Origin of the sequence: Allofustis seminis DSM 15817 (genome assembly GCF_000374325.1) — a bacterium.
Lineage (GTDB): Bacteria > Bacillota > Bacilli > Lactobacillales > Carnobacteriaceae_A > Allofustis > Allofustis seminis.
On sequence record NZ_KB894079.1, the window covers coordinates 224134 to 242872 of the forward strand.

Genomic DNA, 18739 nt, shown 5'->3' on the forward strand with positions numbered 1-18739 from the left:
TTTATCTTTGATTATCATTATATATCATATTCAAAAGTATGTCACAATATAAACCGCAACAAAATGCCATGCATCACATTGTGATGCATGGCATAGTATAAATTGTCTTAATTTTATAATATAAACAACTTCATCATAGAAAATGCCATTTATTTAATACGGCCGGGTCTTTCTTTATAGCCATAAAATGCATCTTCCATTATTTCTTTCATGTCTTCAACCATGGCAAGTCTTGGGTTTACTGGTGTACATTGGTCTTCATAAGCAAGATAGGCGAGATTTTCCGTCTGTGCCATGAAATCTTTCTTCGTAAAGCCATTTTTTTCAAGTTGGGCTTTTAGATTCATTTCGATGCCTACTTGTTCCCCTAAGCTATAGACTGCTTGCGCAAGGTTTTTGACGCCCTCTTCTGGTGTGTCCGCTGGAAGGCCCAAGCTTCGTGCAATATCTTGATAGCGCACATCTGCTTGATAGTAGTTGTATTTAGGCCAGTTCGATGTCTTAGATGGGCGTGTTCCATTGTAACGGATGACATATGGTAACAAAATAGCATTTGTACGACCATGAACCGTATTGAACATTCCGCCGATTTTATGTGCCATAGAATGTGAAATTCCTAAAAAAGCATTCGCAAATGCCATGCCTGCCATTGTAGAAGCATTGTGCATTTTTTCGCGTGAATGAAAATCACCTTGATAAACAGAGCGTCCTAAATATTCAAAGACTATTTTTATCGCTTGCAGTGCAAGGCCATCTGTATAATCATTAGCCATCGTAGAAACATAAGCTTCAATGGCATGTGTCAATACATCCATCCCTGTATCTGCTACAACATGTTTTGGTACAGTCATAACAAATGCGGGATCAATGATCGCAATCGTCGGTGTAAGTGAATAATCCGCCAATGGATATTTCATATTATTTTTCTTGTCCGAAATCACTGCAAAAGGAGTTACTTCTGAACCCGTTCCAGAAGTTGTTGGAATTCCTACAAATTTAGCGACCTCTCCTAACTCTGGGAATTTAAAGGCGCGTTTACGAATATCCATAAATTTCTGAACTAAATCGTGGAAGTCAATTTCCGGCTGTTCATAGAACATCCACATAACTTTTGCAGCATCCAATACACTTCCGCCACCTAGTGCAATAATTGTATCAGGTTTAAAGCTCTTCATTGCTACTGCACCGCGCTCAACGGTTGTAATATCTGGATCTGGTTCAATATCACTAAATATTTCATAGATCACTTTATTACGGCGCAAATGAAGCTGTTCAATGACACGTTGTAAGAATCCTAAGTTAATCATTGATTCATCGGTAATAATCATCGCTTTTTCAACATTACGCATTTTTTGTAAATATTCAATTGAATCTCGTTCAAAATAGATTTTTGAAGGCACTTTAAACCACTGCATATTATTACGTCTTCTTCCTATTTTTTTGATATTTAGTAAGTTTAGCGCACTAACGTTATCACCAATTGAGTTTCCACCGTAAGAGCCACACCCTAAAGTTAAAGAAGGAGTAAAGGCATTATAAACATTTCCAATACCACCAAAGGTTGAAGGCGAGTTCCAAATAATACGAATCACATTAACCGCTAAGCCATATTCATCGACAATCTCTTTATTACGCGTATGAATGGCTGCAGAGTGTCCTAATCCATGAAATTCTACCATCTCTTTAGCCATTTGAATGCCTTCTTTTGTACTATTGGCTTTTAAGATGGCTAGGATTGGTGTTAATTTTTCGCGACTCATCGGTTCTTTTGATGAAATTTCAGGAATCTCTACCGCAATAACACTTGTATCGCTTGGTACTGTAAAGCCCGCTTGCTCTGCAATCCACTGTGCCGATTTACCAACTGCTTTTGAGTTCAATACTGCTTGCTCAACATTCTTGCTATTAGCCGCAAAACCGAAAAGATATTTTTCTAGCAACTTTTTCTCTTTTGCATTAGTAAAATAAACATGGTAACTCTTGAATTCATCAATCATTTCATCATAAATTTCTTTATCAATGATTGCACCTGATTCAGAAGCACAAACCATACCATTATCGAATGATTTACTCATGACAATGTCGTGAGCAGCTTGTTTGATATCTGCTGTTTTTTCAACATATGTTGGAACATTTCCAGCACCAACACCAAGTGCAGGCTTACCGCAAGAGTATGCTGCTTTTACCATCGCATTTCCACCTGTTGCTAAAATTGTTGCAATTTTTGGATGGTTCATTAATTCATTTGTAGCTTCTAAGCTTGGTTTTTCGATCCATTGAATACAATTTTTAGGTGCTCCAGCCGCAACTGCCGCTTTATAGACTACTTCAGCTGCTGCAATCGAGCTCTTCAATGCTGAAGGATGAAAAGAGAATACGATTGGGTTACGGGTTTTCAGTGCAATTAATGATTTGAAAATCGTTGTCGATGTGGGGTTAGTCGTTGGCGTAATACCACAAATTACTCCCACTGGTTCTGCAATTTTTGTAATGCCTTCCACTTCATCTTCTTCAATAATTCCTACTGTCTTCGTATGACGCATATTATTGACGACATGCTCACATGCAAAAAGGTTTTTCGTTGCTTTATCTTCGAATACACCGCGCTGAGTTTCTTCAATTGCCAGTCGTGCTAAATAGCCATGCTGATCTAGCGCTGCCACCGAAGCTTTACCAACAATATAGTCGATTTGTTCTTGATCTAATGCCAAAAAATCATCTAATGCTTGTGTTCCTTTTTCAGCAAGTTCATTGATCATATCCACTACTTCTTGTTGATGTGACATTTGCTTTTCATCTTTCATTTATTTATCCTCCTAAGCGTTAGCCTTTTCACGAGATATGTTATATATTTCACAAATGATTGTAAATACTTTTTTTGTTTTATTTTTTGAAATGTTTTATTTAAGCGATTGGATGCGGTTTCTTGAAAACGTATTCTTTTTAATTTTTATTTTCTTGTGAAGACAACAAAAAAAGCAGCCGCAAAGGACTGCTTTATATTGCGATTTTATTTATTGTTTTATACTAACTGGAAGTACTTCCACTCCATCCATATTTTCTAAATCTTTAAGTAGTATTCCGATTAATTTACCCGCAAATACAAAAGTTTCGAGCATTGACTCAATATCAATAGTTGTCAAACCAACATGTCTTAAACTAATTCCACCATCAGGTTGAACAATAAAATTATAATAGCCTGTCTTACTTGCATTAAGTGCATTTAAGGCAAGTAATATATCCGATAACTTATTGCGGTCGGACACTTGTGCTACTCGACTATATGAGATTTGATAATTAATTTTTGTTTTAGCGTCATCATCTTGGAATAAGATCGAAGCTGGAACATAACCACGTTCTCCTAATTGCAATGTCGTGCGATAAAGCACTTGTTTTAATTCAACTTCTTTTCCACCATAAGTTTTGACCATCTTAGTATCTTCTGAACGCTCTAAAACAATATTTCTTTCTTTAGCAGCTGTCTCAAATTTTTCGATAATTGGGTTCATTTTATCCGTCCTCTATTTTGAATTATGTTCATTATATCAAGAGAATCATTCTCATACAACGCAAACAAAAAACCTCTATCATTTTGATAGAGGTTTTCTTATATTAGCGATGTCCGCGTTCTCTGATGCGTGCTGCTTTACCTACGCGATCACGTAAGTAGAACAATTTAGCACGACGTACGCGACCTTTACGAACAACTTCGATTTTAGCCACGCGTGGTGAATGAACTGGGAAAGTTCTTTCTACACCGACACCGTTAGAAATTTTACGAACAGTATATGTTTCGCTAATTCCTTGGCCGCGACGTTGAATGACAACGCCTTCGAAGATTTGGATACGTTCACGTGTACCTTCAACGATACGTGCATGAACACGAACAGTATCTCCAGGGCGGAACTCAGGAATATCATCACGTAATTGTTCTTTTGTAATTTCTGCAATTAGTGGGTTCATTTTACTTCTCCTCTCGCGCAATATTCATAAGTGCATAGGTCTCAGCGGAATATTGCATGATTAGTGGATTGCTCCACACAATTAATTATAATAGCATACTGGATTATTGATGTAAAGCCTACTGTATGATTTTTAATGCTTAAATAGTATTATTTCTTTCATGACCAGACCTAAAAAGACAGCGGTGAACTTCCACCGCTGTCAAAAAAGTTAATTTTCTTCTTTTCCGCAATAAATCAGTGCACTGCCGACACCTATCACGCTCAACATAGCCATTATCACTATTGAACCATTTGAAGAAATATCTCCCGTTTTAGGTAATTTTTGTTTTTGTTTTTGTTTTGGTTCTGGTTTCGGCTCTGCTTTTGGCTCTGGTTTTGGCTCTGGTTTTGGCTCTGGTTTTGGTTGCGGATTTTCTCTTTTTGGAGTTACTTTATTTTTTGTCCATTTTGCATAAAGTGTAAGGTCATTCGTGACTGCAGTATCAAAATCATACTCATTGTCACATTCAGCTTCTGTATACCAGCCACCGAAACTATAACCATCTGCCGTTGGTGGGGTTGGAACAGTTGCTTGACCATTTTCTATAACAGTCTGTGCTTCAGGAGCTGCCCCATGACCATTAGCATCAAAGGTAACCGTATAATTTATAACTTTTTTCTCAAAAGTCCATGTGCCTGTAAAGACAACACCATTTTCTGTAACAATTTCACTCGCTTTATCCCAGCCTTTAAAGATCCATGTACCTTCAGATGTTGCAACAGTTGTCTGTGCTAATTGGGCTGGTGTTACTGTTTTACCACTGGCCACTTGTTGTTTTTCAGGAAGAAGTGCTTGAACACTTGCTGGCAGTGGACGATCATCTTCTGCAACAAATACATAAGCGACTTCTGCCACTTGATGTTTGTTTCCTTCATAGTTCACATCATAATTATTTAAGAGTGAATCATGAGAGATAAGCGGATAAGTTGCATTCATCATTGGTGTAAATGATGTTGACTTAAATTGTAAATTAGTAAAGGCAGCAAAGTTAACAGGTGGCTCTGCAAAAGAGGCAGCCTTATTGTTTTCAAATACTGTACCATCATTAATGGTTAAGTTTTGATAATTGGCTGTATTCACAGGGTCTGAGTAGTCATGGTCATGAGTGAAGATACCGCCACCCGATACTGCTTTGTTTTGACTCAATGTACTATCTTCAACAGTTACCTGAATATCTGTGAGGATACCGCCACCATTTCTTGCGGCCGTATTTGCCTCAAATGTTGAATGCTTAATAACAGGATAGGTATACCCTGGCCAAGGATCCTGCGGGCCATATGGATCACTATAATCTGGATCAATGGGTGGCTCACCCAACATTAAAGCAGGTTCAGTAACCATCTTGTTCAGCGGTAGAGTTTCCAATAAATTCAGCATTTTTAATCACTGTTTTTGATTGACCATATGGGGTATAAATCGCACCACCATTTGTTGTAGAGCTATTATTAATAAATTTACCACCGTTGATTGTAATATGTGCCCAACCATCTGCGGCAATAGCACCACCGCCCGAAAAGGTGAATTGATTAGGATCAATATAGGGATTGGACCCAGTTTCTTGATAGTGGCAATTTTCAATGGTACATGAGGCATTCATAATAAGACCTGTGCCTTTGTGTAAGTAAACTCCACCTAAGCAATTCTTAATATGAACATCTTCAGCAAGATCTACTGCTGTATTTCGTTTCCCATTAAAGACACCTACAGACATGCCCCCAAATGCAGGAGTCTCGCCTAAACCATCGAGGCTACCGTCAATCGTAATATTTTTAATTGTTATCACACTTAGAGTATCTTCATTTTCTGAATCTGTATCCAAATAGATCAATCTATGTGAATTTCTACTCGTTTCATTGCTTTTAGAATAGATGCGATGTCCTTGCCCATCTATCTCACAGATATAGCAAATGTAAATGCCGTCTATATGACTCGACCAGCTGGTTCCTGTCGCAAATTCTGGATCGCCTTCAATCACCCAATCTTTGTGAAGCGTAATAGACCATACAACATCTTCTACTTCAACTAGTTGAGTGGGATTGAATGACTCCCATGACAGCACGGGGTCTCCCACAGATGCAGAATATATCTGATGGTTTTTAATCTGAACTTCAGTAAAAATCTCTCCTGTTGGCTGATCAGTGCTTTGAAATTTTGTATGTGGAAGCGTAAAGGCTTTTCCATCTTTTCTCTTAAAGGTAAGCAAGAAGTCTTTTTTTGCCTCGTTATATTGCTCTTCTGTCAGCTCATAAAAACTTCTAGTACCTTCAATATCTCTGTTGTCTCCAAGAGTCATAATGCCGTAATACTTGCCATCAGCGGTCTTAGCAACCAGATTGAGTTTTTCTACTGTGACAGCAGGCTCTTCTACTTGTAAAGGCAGAGGCACAGGAGCAACATTTGCTTCATCATTTTCATGATTTGCCTCATGTAGTGGTGCAACTGCTTCATCACTTTCACCTTGAGCTACTTCATCTTGTACCACATTATTTTGAACGAGAGGAATATTCTCCTCATTATCATTTTGAGCGGGACCATTTGGTACCGTAATATTTGCCCCATTCTCAACAGATGCCACATCAGATTGTGGTACTTCATTTTGAGTGGATGCCGGATTATCTTCAACAAATGGCTCTTGCTGTGCAAAAGCATTCATTGGCAAAATGGACAAGCCCATAGCCAATGCAGATAGACCCGCAAAGACTCGTCCCTTCCATTTCGTTTTCAAAATAAAAACCTCCCTTAAAGATTATTCTCTCTTTAGGGAAGTCTTATTGTATTTTTATTTTCCCGCAGAGAGTAAAGTTAGCCTCTGAGGGGTGACCTCTGAGGGGTGATCTCTGAGGGGTGATCTCTGAGGGGTGATCTCTGAGGGGTGATCTCTGAGGGGTGATCTCTGAGGGGTGATCTCTGAGGGGTACTTTATTAGTTAATAGTAGCCCTTTCTTTAATTTTATGCAACCCTTTTTTATTTTTATGCAAACTTTTTTTATTCTTATTCAAATCTTTTTTGTTCTTATGCAAGCCTTTTTTTATTTTCAAATATTATCCATATTTTATAACTTGATAGCATATAGTGGTCATAGCTTTTATTGCAATTGATCTAAGATATCTTGAAAGACGCTAGGAAGTGGCGCAACATATTCCATATATTCTCCAGTGCGCGGATGAATAAATCCTAATTTTTGTGCATGAAGCAGCTGTCCTTCTGTTGTGAGTGTATTTTTTCGTCCATAGTCATTGTCCCCCACAATAGGATAACCAATATATTTAAAATGGACACGAATTTGGTGAGTACGGCCCGTTTCTAATTGTGCTCGAACCAATGTATAATGGGCAAAATATTTAAGGACAGAAAAGTTAGTAATGGCTTCCTTTCCTTCTTGACGTACAATAAATTTCTTACGATCTTGTGGATCGCGTCCAATGGGTGCATCAATACGCCCTTCCTTATGTGGAATATGCCCATGAACTAATGCAATATATTCACGTTTCATTGTTCGCTTTTCTAATTGTTCAGATAATTTCTGATGTGTAATATCATTTTTGGCAATGACAAGTCCGCCTGATGTATCTTTATCCAATCGGTGGACGATGCCTGGACGAATCTCGCCATTTATTCCTGATAAGTCCTTGATATGATAAAGTAGCGCATTTACAAGTGTGCCATTCGGATTACCCGCTCCAGGATGGACGACCATGCCTTTTGGCTTATTCACGATCGCGATATCTTCATCTTCATATAAGATATCAAGTGGGATATTTTCTGGCTTGACTTCGATCGCAACTGGTTCAGGCACGTTAATTTGAATTCGGTCACCGCAAGTTACTTTATATTTATTAATCGTGCTTTGACCATTAACCATTACTTGCCCTTTTTCAATGAAATCTTGTATTTGCGTTCTTGAAAAATTGGGAAAGCATTGGGAAAGCACTTTATCCAGTCGCCCTTTTTCATTTTGAATAGTGAGTTGGAGTTGTTCTTTCATCGCATTTCTCCCTCTTTTTTAAATATCATATGTAGCAATAACACAGCAACTCCTACAGTTAGCGCAATATCTGCTACATTGAAAATAGGAAAATCTATAAAATCTAATTGAATCATATCAATAACATAAGCATTCAGCAGTCGATCAATAAAATTACCAATTGCACCGCCAATCATCAAACATAGACCAATGCCTATCCATATATCTTCTTTTCCTTCACGATGTAGCCAATAACCTAAAACGGCAACCACCAACAATGTCAAACTATAAAAAAATAACATATGCCCTTCTAAAATACTCCAAGCTGCACCTGTGTTCTGAATATGTGTCAGTGAAAAAATGTTAGGCACTACTTTAATTGATTCATGAAGTGGGATTGATTGCACAATTAAATATTTGCTCCACTGATCCAAAACAACAATAAAACTAATGATTAAATAGAAAATAAACATGAAAAAATCCTTCCTATTAATACTCTAAAATTCAAATAAAAATGTCATATTATTTTTGAGGCAGACTAGATTATTGACTCATTATTCTTTATACTAACAATATTAATTCTATTTTAAAGGAGTTTATGATGAAAAACAAAAAAATATCTTTCTTGCTTTTCACTGTCGCTTTTTTCCTAGTAGGATGCGGCAAAGTTACGCTTGACGATGTAAAAAATGCTCAAGACACTATCCAAAAAACGCAAGAAGAAATTGTAACCATTCTCAATGACACGCAAGAAATAGAATCTGAAATGAGTGCCACTTTTGCGGAAGCAATTCAAGCAAAAGATTTGCATGACCTTTCCAAGCATTCAAATCCTGCATATGATAATATCATGCAGCGCCAAAAGCAACTGGAGCAATTAAAAAAACAACAAGAAATACTCGAAAAAGAAACGGAAACAATTCGTAACTACAAAGAAGATAAGATTGCACCAGAAGTAAAAACTCATTACCTTGACGTGCTAGGAAATCTAATTGCACAACTAAAAACTTATTACGAACATTATGAAAAAAATATCAAGTTGCAAGAAGATTTCTTCCAAAAAATCGCCGAAAAAGATGCTACATCAGAAGATTTCATCAATGGCTTAGATGAATTAAATGACGATTATCAAACACTTCAAGAAGAATTGAAAAGCATTGATCAACAATTCAATGACTTAGAAAAAGTTCAACAATCATTTGAAAAAGAAGTGAATGAATCACTCAAGAAAGGAAATGCAACCAAATGACTCTTCAAAAAAAATTAATTATATTTTCAATGAGTGCCCTTATGCTTGTAGCATGTGGCAACAAAAAAGATGATTCGGCTCAAACTGACTCCCCCGAAAAAGATAATATCGAACATGTCGCAACAGAAGATTCCGATTCAAAAGAAAAAACCGCAACCTTTAAATATGAAGTCAATCAAGATACTTGGCAAATTGTTCCCTTAAAAGACTCCAATGCCAGCGAAAAAGTTGCGCTTTTGACATTTGATGATACACCAGACAAACATGGGCTTGAAATTGCTCAAAAATTGGATAAATTAGGAGTACCTGCTATTTTCTTTGTGAATGCTATGTTCTTAGATCGTCCAGGTGGCGAAGAAATGTTGAAAGGTATTCACAAATTAGGCTTTGAAATTGGTAATCATACATATAATCATCCAGATTTAACAACATTATCCTATGAAGAACAATTAAAAGAAATTAAAGGTGTTAATGATCGTGTAGAAGAGATTATCGGTCTACGCCCTCGTTTCTTACGACCACCTTTTGGTTTATTCAATGAAACAACACTAAAAATAATGGATGAAGAAAAAATGACCATTATGAACTGGACTTACGGCTATGATTGGGAAGAACAGTATCAAAATGGTGCAGCACTTGCTGATATCATGGTCAATACTGAATTTCTATCGTCTGGTGCAAACTTATTAATGCACGACCGCTCATGGACACTTGATGCACAAGAAGGCATTATTTCAGGTTTGCGTGATAAAGGATACACTTTTGTTGATCCTGCCGAAATTATCTCAAAACGTGAAATGAACAATTAAAGGATGACAACATATGATAAAAAAAATATTATTCCTTAGTATATTATGTGCCTCATTTTTAATGTCATTTAATCATTCACTTCCTGCTTATGCCGATGATAATGATACTGAACAAAAATCTATCATCCACATCCATGAAGGCGACCTTATTAAGATGCCATCGAAATTGCCCAAAAAATTTCTTTATGATAGCGGTGTAACGATTGACTATCCAAAATCAGGTGTAAAAGGAATTTATACAACGGCCTACTCTGCTGGTGGCGATAAATTTAACCAGTTGGTCCAATTTATCCGCGACACTGATCTCAATGCGATGGTCTTAGATATTAAAGATGATCATGGTAATATTACTGCAAACTTAGCGACTGACAACCCTTTAATCAATCAGATGACACTTGAACAATTTGATATTCAAAAATTAATGAAAGTCTTTGAAGAAGAGCAGATTTATCCTATCGCCCGAATCGTTGTTTTCAAAGATTCAGTGCTAGCCAAAAAAAGACCGGAACTCTCTTTCAAAAATCCTAATGGAACAGTCTGGGAAAATGGTGCAGGTGAAAGCTTCGTCAACCCATTTTTAAAAGAGGTATGGGAATATAATACTGAAGTGGCAATTGCAGCAGCAAAACTTGGATTTAAAGAAATCCAGTTTGATTATGTGCGTTTCCCTGAAGGTTTTGAATTACAAGACGAAACACTTATCTATTCTCAAGGCGATTATGAAAACTCCGAAAAAGACAATGTTCAGCGCCGAGTTGATGCCGTAACAGATTTCGTCCATTATGCTTATCAGCACCTTCTATTATATGATGTGGAAGTTGCTGTCGATATTTTTGGTTATACGGCTGTTGTAATTGAAGCTCCTGGTATTGGACAAAGCTTCCCTAAAATTGCCGCTGAAGTTGATGTTATTTCGAGTATGATCTACCCAAGCCACTGGGGACCAGGTAACTTAGATATTGTACTCCCTGACCTAGATCCTTATGGTGTTGTTGACCACTATATGACATATGAATTGAGTATATTAGAGGAATTGGGCGATGATGCTCCAAAAACGCGCCCATGGCTCCAAGATTTTACTGCAAGTTATTTACCTGCAGGGCAGTATAAAACATATGGTGCAGCTGAAGTATCGGCACAAGTCGAAGCGCTCGCTAAGCATGGTATCCACGAATTTCTACTATGGGATGCCGCTAATAATTATTCAACGGGTGCTACCTATACTTTTGAATAAATTGTCAATATAAAAAATCCCTCACAACTCCCAGTGTCATGCTACACTGCGGTAATGTGAGGGATTTTTTTAAATATTTAATTCAATTGCAACAGCTAGATCAATTGATATAATTCTTGTTGCTATAACTTTTTTATTCAATATTGTTTCTAGTGCCATCTTGTATAAATTCATTTGTCCACGATAACGTCGTTTTAATTCTTCTTCCGCACGATCGTAATAATGTTTCACGCGGTCTGTTTTATAATCAAAAAGTACAATCCCTTTTGATGTTTCATAATAGCCATCAATAATTCCTTTGACCAAGATCCTATCTTCCCCAGGCTCAAATTCATTAAAGATTTTGGAGGCATCCATTAATATTGAAAAGGGCACTTCTCTTTTTAATGACAATTTATGATCAATGATTGATTGTCCCCATTTTGTTTGAAAGAATTGACTAATTTTTTCAAAAGGCATCTTTGAAAGCCATTCATGTCTTACAAGTTGTCGTTGTTGTAAATGGAGGAATGCTTCCTGCAATTGTTCGATATTCTGTGCTTGTTCAATGTCAATATATTGCAAAATTAAGTGAACAATTTGTCCAATTTGTTGTCCATCTAACTGGTGCTCTTCTTTTGTGATGAATTTCGGTGGCACAAATGTATCATTCGTATAACGCCCAACATTTTTCTTTGAGGGATGCATTCGCGTGAGATCAAGAATGGCACGCTGCTCAAGCTCTGGGTCTTCAAAGAGGCGCTTGATTTCTGAAACAGATTGAAATGGGATTGTCTCTGTTGCGGGTTGATGCTTGTATGGTTCATCAATTAATGCAACAACGTTTTGGACAGCTTCATTAAAGTTCGCATCCATATCCTTTACATGTGTTACATTCTGGTTTGAAGTTGCGCCTTCATTTTCAATAAGAAGTGTCGGATTTAATGTCGCTTCAATAATATCCAGTGCAGATTCATTTTTGGCTAATGTAGCGGGAATGACCCAGTCCAAATAATTCTTGGCACTGAAGATATCCATTTCACTCAGTCCATTTTTATCGGCACGTTTTGCAACCATATCCCATTCATCCATTGAAGCTTCATAATTATTAACCCGTCCCACCATAATTAACTTCTGCTCGGCACGCGTCATCGCCACATAGAGTACTCGCATTTCTTCTTCCAATTCATCACGTTTGGTGCCTGATTCAATAATCAGTCGCGGCCATAATTTGATACGCATACTTCGTTCATAATCTTGATAGGTTAGACCCGCTCCTAATTCGCGGTGCATAATGACTGGACGTTGTTCAGCTTTTAAGAGTGCTCGATCCATTTGTCCCAAGAAGACAATTGGGAATTCCAAGCCTTTACTGCGATGAATTGTCATTACGCGTACAGCCGGCTGTCCTGTATTATTAATGGTCGGCTCTGCTAAGTCATCCTGACGTTCTTGAATTTTTTCAATAAAATGAATAAAGCGAAAAATACCTTTAAAACCAGTTTTTTCAAAAGAGGCAGCACGCTCATAAAGTGCCTGAAGATTCGCTTGACGCTGCTGTCCTCCGATAAGGCCCAAAACATATGAATTATAAAATGTATCCTGATAAATTTCACGTATTAAATCACTGACTGCCAATTTATTCGCCAAATTTCGCCATTTTGTTAATAATGCATCAAAATCTTTTAATTTCTTCTGTAGTGTGATATTTTTTTCGTCAATAAATGATGTCGTTAAAAATTGTTGGTATGCTTCATAAAAAGAGTGTGTCTTATTTAATATTCTAATACGGGTCAATTCTACTTCATCCAATCCTACAATTGCTGAAGTTAACACTGTTACAAATGGAATATCTTGTATTGGATTATCAATAATTTTTAAAATGGCCATCATGGTTGTGACTTCAATTGTTTTTAGAAAATTTTGTGATTGACTTAGGATAATCGGAATCTGGCACTCATCAAATATTTTTTTAGTGCTTTCAGCCGTTGAATTCGTACGTGTTAAGATTACAATATCATCTAATGTTACATCGCGATTTTGTTTTAATGTTTTATCATAAATTTGTGTTTTTTGGGCCAAAAGTTGATGAATGCGTTCCGCCATTACAAGGGCAATTTTCTCATCATTCGACAGTCCCTCTAATTTGGGATTCGCTTCTTGAGCATCCATATCCAAAAGCATCACTTCAGAATGCATTGCTTCATTTTCAGGATAATCCATAAAGCCTAACTGTAGTGCTTCTTTTCCTGCATAAGGAATGCCACCTGTTTCTTTGCGCATGATAGCTTCAAAGACCCTATTAGTAGCGTCCAATACTTCTGCACGTGAACGGAAATTTTTTGCTAGCGTAATTAAAGCACCATCATCTCTATGCTCATAGTTGTCATATTTGTTCTGAAATAAAGAGGGATCCGCTTGTCGAAAGCCATAAATTGATTGCTTCACATCACCCACCATATACATAAAACTGCTCGGCTCATTAATTTGTTGCTGCTGATTAATTGACACATGCTGCCGCGTAATCAGCCGTAATATCTCTTCTTGTACTTCATTTGTGTCTTGATATTCATCCACCATCACCTCAAAAAATAAGTGCTGATAATATTCTGCTGCGATTGAATAATTGGGTGCCGGCGTTTTTAGAATTTGAATGGTTAATTGTTCCAAATCATTAAAGTCCACCAACTGACGACTACGTTTATATATTTCATAACTTTCTTTGAATCGAATGGTCATATCAACAAGAGTCTTCAAATAATGATAGGCTTCTTGAATATATTTCTCCTGTGTAGCAATAGGTTGTGAAAAATAATTCGGCAACATCCCCATTACATTTTCTTTTACGCGATCGCGTTTTATCTTCAATTCATCGGTGATTTCTTTTGATTCGCTTTTTGCAGACTTCCAACCCTCAAACTTCAACTGTCTTGTAGCATCCACTACTTCCTCCAATTGATCATTATGAAGTAGCGATGTTATGGTGCTAAGTTTTTCAAAATCATTTTGTAAGACCTCAGAAGTCTTAACTAGTTCTTCGCCATAATGCTCACATTCATGCCATAATTCTTCAATGGTTTGAGTTTGGGCTTCCAACATTTGTAACAGTTGTGGTTTAATAAAATCGATGTATAGCGAACTGCTACTCAGCCCTTGTTCAAGATGATAACGTGCTGGCAATTGTTGTAGCCACTCCTTAGGATTAGGCTTAGCCATTGCAAAAGAATATAATTGATCAACAAGTTGATAGATTGATTCCTGATTGCTATCACTGCCATAACTCATAAAAAATTGTTCATAACAGTGAGATTCATCAAGAAGAAATTCTTCAAATAATTCCTGCCATACATCTTCTTTTATCATTGAGATTTCTGTATTATCAGTCAACTGACGAAACACTGGGTCAAAATCAATTAAATAATAGTATCTTTCAATGACGCGTAGACAAAATGAATGAATAGTCGAAATATATGCTTGCCCAATTTTCATATTTTGATGCAACAAATGCTGGTTCAAGCTTTCATCTGCAGAAGCTTGAATGGCTTTTTTTATATCTTTTTGAATTCTTTCTTTCATCTCGCGTGCCGCAGCATTTGTAAATGTTACAATTAAAAGTTGATCGATTTGTTTGCCTTGTTTTAAATGGTCTAAGACACGAGAGGTTAATACTTGTGTCTTGCCACTTCCTGCACTTGCGCTAATCAGCAAGTTGTCGCCTCTGGTCGAAATGGATTTCCACTGCTGCTCCGTATAAAAACTGTCAGCAGGCTTTTTAGTTGATATAATCTCGCGCATCTTTGATATTCCCTTCTTTCAACTGTTGAATAATTTCTTGTAGCACTTCTTCTTTTCCTAATTTTAAAAGATCCACATCAATAATATCTTGTTTTGCAAGGGCTGGATCAAGTTTTGAGATGCCTTGATACTCTTTTAATGATGGCGGATAAATTCCTGATCCACTTAACGGTTCTAAGCGATTTTCACCCGATAAGATAAGATTCCCCGCATGCTGAATTAAGCGCTGGCTATACTGGATTAACATCTCAAATTCATCATCTTCCGCTAATACTTTTATTTTTTTATCAGTGGCGTGGAACCCATTTTTTGTTGTTCGGATAGTAATTACTTTGCTAATGTTGTCTTTTTCTTGATGAAAGACATTCATTAAGCTTTCAATATTGTCAACATTTATACCCTTCAAGCGGAATTGATTCATAAGCTCTACTTCAATTGATTTTTTTATTTGATTGATATCAATTAGTGGATGATGCACATGCGAATAGAACATGCCAATTTTTTTGTGATGTAGGCCATCATGAAAGAGTTGCTCAGCATTTTTTTCAACCACATTCAAATAGGTTAATAACTGCAATTGTATTCCTAGGAGCATCTTTTTGAAATTCAACGTATGATCTGATGACTTATAATCTACTACAGCATAATAACCTGTTTTATTTTGTTCATCTGCATAATAGTCAATGCGATCGATTTTCCCACGTACTTGAATATTTCCCCCATGTGCTAGCGGTAATTTTAATGATGGAAGACCTGTACTTGCTGCAATTCTCCCAAACAACACTTCCGAATAAGCTGGATGAAGCAATGTATATTGGGCTTGTGCTTTTAGCACTTTTAAATATTTTTCAAGTGTTCGTTTTAATAATTTACCATTAAATGTCATAATAGGTGTCTTGCTTAGCAGACGATAAGTTCGTTCTTGAATCATTTCATTAAAGAGAGTATCAACTAGATATTGAAGCTCTTCATCTGTTATTTCTAACAATGAGCGATTATTTTGAATTAGCATTTTTGAAAAACGGTCCAATAAATCATGAAAGAAATTTCCACGTTCTAGCGAAGTTAATTCTAACGCATCACGATCTCTTAATTTCAAACCATATTTTAAAAAGTGAGCATAAGGATCTACAAAGAATGACTCTATCTGTGAAACAGAGAGATATAAATCATTTTGTACTACATTTCCACTTTCATCAATTGGCAAATATAACTGTCTTGCAAGAAGATCTGGAATTTTAACAATGCGCTTTTTATATTCCAAGCTAGTTGCAACCTTTTCTTCTTTTGGTGACAGTAGCAATGATTTCACTACCGATTCCCAAAAGTCAATCTGCTGTCTGTTTTCAGTGGCATATCTTTTAGCATATAACAACTGCTCCAAGGCTGTAGTAGATGATGTTGCATATTGGGACATTGCTTTAAGTGGTGTATCAACAGGCGCAAAATGATTCCAATCTCCAATATCAAGTCCATAAGCATTTTGAATTTGCTCAATATATGGACTGATATTTAATTCATTATTTTCTGAGTCAGTCACACAATAAGACAAAAATAAATGGCGATGTGCTTGACTAATCACTTTAAAAAAGTTAAATGGCTCATCAAATGAACGCTGTGCCCCGCTACTTCTAATAAATGACTCTCCACTAAGTTGCATCTGCAAAAATTCACGATCTTCATCAGTCAAAAGTGTTTTATTAATTGGATACATTGGAAGTACTTGGTTATTAAGCCCCACTACAAAGACGACTTCATAATTCGTCAGACTGCGGTGGTCATACTGATCGACCAACACTTGATCCATCATTGGTGGAATTGAACGATACAATTTTTGGGCAAAGCCTGATTCCAAGATCGATAAAAATAACTCCATATCCCATGCATCCTGCCCTAATAGTTCAATCCATTCATCAAAAATCGTCATCAATTCATCCCATGCTTGTTCATGATGGGCGCTTTCTTCTAATTTATGATGCGATAAGAATTGGTCGCGCCAAAATAATAATTGATCGCGAACGCCAAATTCTAACATCCATTCATAAAGAACTATAATGGCTTCTTCATTTGTTTTTGACTTTTCTATTTTTTCTTTTAATGGGAGCACTATTTGCTGGAATTTTTCCTTAACGCTATTGGCTACCTGTTGCATCGCTTCTTCATGATCAGATTGCTGCGACAAATCCTCCATATTAAAGCGCGCATAAATCCACTCTTCATCAGATAGCCAGTCATTGCCTTCATAACCTAAAGCTAATGCAACATTTTCAGCAATATCTACTGCATGGCGCCACTCTTGGACACTTCGATTCCACTCTTGGAATAATTGTTCATTTATTTCTTCCTTTTGGTTATCATAAGTAATACATTTGAATTCTTCAGTGCTAAGCAGTGGCACTATCAGTTCTGTTTTTAAAAATTGCATCACATCTTCATGTCTAAAATGATATTTAAACATTTTAAATAAGCTTTCCATCAATTCAAATATTGGATGATGAATCATTGTTGAAAATTCATTGATAAAATATGGAATTCCCTGTTGCTCGAAAATTTGTGCAATAAGCAATCGGTAGCTTCCCATATCGCGCGTCACTAACAAAAAATCATTCCAGCGATAATTGTTAGACGAAACCATTTCTTTCATTTTATTTGCAATATGCAATATTTCGCTTTTTTTATCTGATGCTTTGTAAATATTTACATTAATATCTTTATTCTCTGGCATAATAGGAGATAAGTGAGTATTCATTAAATACCACCATCTATTGAAGCCAAACAGAGGCTGCGACTCTTCTATCTCACATGATGAAGCAATAGTTGGGGAATACAATGGAATATGATGGTTTTTTGCCATATTATGAATGTGCCAATAGGTATCAATAGTTTGATTAAAGAATTGCTGTTCCATCTGACTTAAGTTTTCAGGTATATCTTTTAGATTTAGATTAATCCAAATGTCTTTTGCATTTTGCGCAAGCAATCGTACCGTCTTAAGCTCATTGGCAGAAAAATAATTATAATGATCAATCACAATTAGCGTATTTTCCATATTTGCCTTTTGAATATCGCGTTGCAATTGACAATATAAATCTTCATTGAGTAAATATTTATCCCCCAGCGCCTCTTCAAATTTCTCAAAAATTATTTGGATATCTTTTATTTTTAATTGAAATTCACTGTGCATATCTGATTCTTTTTGAACAATCTCTTCTAATAACTCAGTATCAATATCTCCACTTCTCAGCTCAAGAAAAAGATCGAGCAACTGTTGTGTGAAACCAGGTTGGTGGACTTCATTGCGAAAAATGTTTAATTGGTCTTGATTTTCATTTAAAATTTTTCGGATGAGCATTGTTAGTCCCGTTTTTGAGAGTCTAATTTTTCGATCCGTTTCTGCTGTATTGAGATGCCATGCAAGACGTGAAAAGCTATACACTTGTAAGTCAATCATCCCTACTGTCTCTGTCTTTTCTTGATTGAGCGAATTTAAAAGTAACAATTCTGCTTCAAATTTCACATTATCTGGCACAATATAATAAATTTTTTTATAATGATGATTTTGTAAATGATTTTTAATTGATTGAATTAAAAAATGCTGTCTTGCTTCATGATTTAATCCTAACAACAATTGGAGTCCCATGACATGCCACCTTTCATGCATACATTCATACTTTATCTATGTATCTATTCTACCATAATAAAA

The 18739-nt window shown here is 36.4% G+C and carries 12 protein-coding genes; 3 read left to right on the forward strand and 9 right to left on the reverse strand.

The window, feature by feature from the left end; all coding sequences use genetic code 11:
- Nucleotides 1–149: 149 nt before the first annotated feature.
- The 7 genes from adhE to lspA form a co-directional block, all read right to left on the reverse strand.
- A complete protein-coding gene (adhE, locus tag C231_RS0101070; protein WP_018658808.1) occupies nucleotides 150–2804 on the reverse strand; it encodes a bifunctional acetaldehyde-CoA/alcohol dehydrogenase in 2655 nt (884 codons plus the stop codon).
- A 210-nt stretch (nucleotides 2805–3014) separates the two neighbouring features.
- Nucleotides 3015–3509, reverse strand: a complete 495-nt coding sequence (locus tag C231_RS0101075) for a hypothetical protein (RefSeq protein ID WP_018658809.1) — start codon at nucleotides 3507–3509, stop codon at nucleotides 3015–3017.
- Nucleotides 3510–3612: 103 nt separating this feature from the next.
- Nucleotides 3613–3963, reverse strand: a complete 351-nt coding sequence (gene rplS, locus C231_RS0101080; protein ID WP_018658810.1) for a 50S ribosomal protein L19 — start codon at nucleotides 3961–3963, stop codon at nucleotides 3613–3615.
- 210 nt (nucleotides 3964–4173) lie between these two features.
- Nucleotides 4174–5382 carry an InlB B-repeat-containing protein gene (locus tag C231_RS07525; protein WP_083912480.1) on the reverse strand — a complete coding sequence of 403 codons (1209 nt, stop codon included), beginning with the start codon at nucleotides 5380–5382 and terminating at the stop codon, nucleotides 4174–4176.
- Nucleotides 5336–6730 (reverse strand): hypothetical protein, encoded by a 1395-nt coding sequence (locus C231_RS0101090; protein WP_018658812.1) that lies wholly within the window; start codon nucleotides 6728–6730, stop codon nucleotides 5336–5338. The genes C231_RS07525 and C231_RS0101090 overlap by 47 nt, the downstream gene beginning before the upstream one ends.
- 361 nt (nucleotides 6731–7091) lie before the next feature.
- On the reverse strand, nucleotides 7092–7991 hold the full coding sequence (locus C231_RS0101095; RefSeq protein WP_018658813.1) for an RluA family pseudouridine synthase: 900 nt from the start codon (nucleotides 7989–7991) through the stop codon (nucleotides 7092–7094).
- Entirely contained in the window at nucleotides 7988–8443 is a 456-nt protein-coding gene (lspA, locus tag C231_RS0101100; RefSeq protein ID WP_018658814.1) for a signal peptidase II, read from the reverse strand. Before lspA ends, C231_RS0101095 begins: the two co-directional genes overlap by 4 nt.
- Before the next feature lie 128 nt (nucleotides 8444–8571).
- Between lspA and C231_RS0101105 the strand changes: the two genes are divergently transcribed.
- From C231_RS0101105 to C231_RS0101115, 3 genes are read left to right on the forward strand one after another with little or no spacing between them, the layout of a single operon-like run.
- Nucleotides 8572–9219, forward strand: a complete 648-nt coding sequence (locus C231_RS0101105) for a YkyA family protein (RefSeq protein ID WP_018658815.1) — start codon at nucleotides 8572–8574, stop codon at nucleotides 9217–9219.
- Nucleotides 9216–10028: a polysaccharide deacetylase family protein gene (locus C231_RS0101110; RefSeq protein WP_018658816.1), complete on the forward strand. Its 813-nt coding sequence runs from the start codon at nucleotides 9216–9218 to the stop codon at nucleotides 10026–10028. The genes C231_RS0101105 and C231_RS0101110 overlap by 4 nt, the downstream gene beginning before the upstream one ends.
- A gap of 13 nt (nucleotides 10029–10041) precedes the next feature.
- Nucleotides 10042–11262: a putative glycoside hydrolase gene (locus C231_RS0101115; RefSeq protein WP_018658817.1), complete on the forward strand. Its 1221-nt coding sequence runs from the start codon at nucleotides 10042–10044 to the stop codon at nucleotides 11260–11262.
- A gap of 69 nt (nucleotides 11263–11331) precedes the next feature.
- On the opposite strand, the gene addA is transcribed toward C231_RS0101115, so the two are convergent.
- Together addA and C231_RS0101125 are read right to left on the reverse strand one after the other, a co-directional pair.
- The gene (addA, locus tag C231_RS0101120; protein ID WP_018658818.1) at nucleotides 11332–15036 is read right to left on the reverse strand and encodes a helicase-exonuclease AddAB subunit AddA; all 3705 of its coding nucleotides are present in this window, start codon (nucleotides 15034–15036) and stop codon (nucleotides 11332–11334) included.
- The gene (locus C231_RS0101125; RefSeq protein WP_018658819.1) at nucleotides 15014–18676 is read right to left on the reverse strand and encodes a PD-(D/E)XK nuclease family protein; all 3663 of its coding nucleotides are present in this window, start codon (nucleotides 18674–18676) and stop codon (nucleotides 15014–15016) included. Before C231_RS0101125 ends, addA begins: the two co-directional genes overlap by 23 nt.
- Nucleotides 18677–18739 lie beyond the last annotated feature (63 nt).

Coding starts and splice junctions, on each gene's coding strand:
- C231_RS0101110 (WP_018658816.1), top strand. CDS start 9,216: ATGACTCTTCAAAAAAAATTAATTATATTTTCAATGAGTGCCCTTATG.
- C231_RS0101075 (WP_018658809.1), bottom strand. CDS start 3,509: ATGAACCCAATTATCGAAAAATTTGAGACAGCTGCTAAAGAAAGAAAT.
- C231_RS0101125 (WP_018658819.1), bottom strand. CDS start 18,676: ATGGGACTCCAATTGTTGTTAGGATTAAATCATGAAGCAAGACAGCAT.
- C231_RS0101105 (WP_018658815.1), top strand. CDS start 8,572: ATGAAAAACAAAAAAATATCTTTCTTGCTTTTCACTGTCGCTTTTTTC.
- C231_RS0101095 (WP_018658813.1), bottom strand. CDS start 7,991: ATGAAAGAACAACTCCAACTCACTATTCAAAATGAAAAAGGGCGACTG.
- rplS (WP_018658810.1), bottom strand. CDS start 3,963: ATGAACCCACTAATTGCAGAAATTACAAAAGAACAATTACGTGATGAT.
- lspA (WP_018658814.1), bottom strand. CDS start 8,443: ATGTTTATTTTCTATTTAATCATTAGTTTTATTGTTGTTTTGGATCAG.
- C231_RS0101115 (WP_018658817.1), top strand. CDS start 10,042: ATGATAAAAAAAATATTATTCCTTAGTATATTATGTGCCTCATTTTTA.
- addA (WP_018658818.1), bottom strand. CDS start 15,036: ATGCGCGAGATTATATCAACTAAAAAGCCTGCTGACAGTTTTTATACG.
- C231_RS07525 (WP_083912480.1), bottom strand. CDS start 5,382: ATGCTGAATTTATTGGAAACTCTACCGCTGAACAAGATGGTTACTGAA.
- adhE (WP_018658808.1), bottom strand. CDS start 2,804: ATGAAAGATGAAAAGCAAATGTCACATCAACAAGAAGTAGTGGATATG.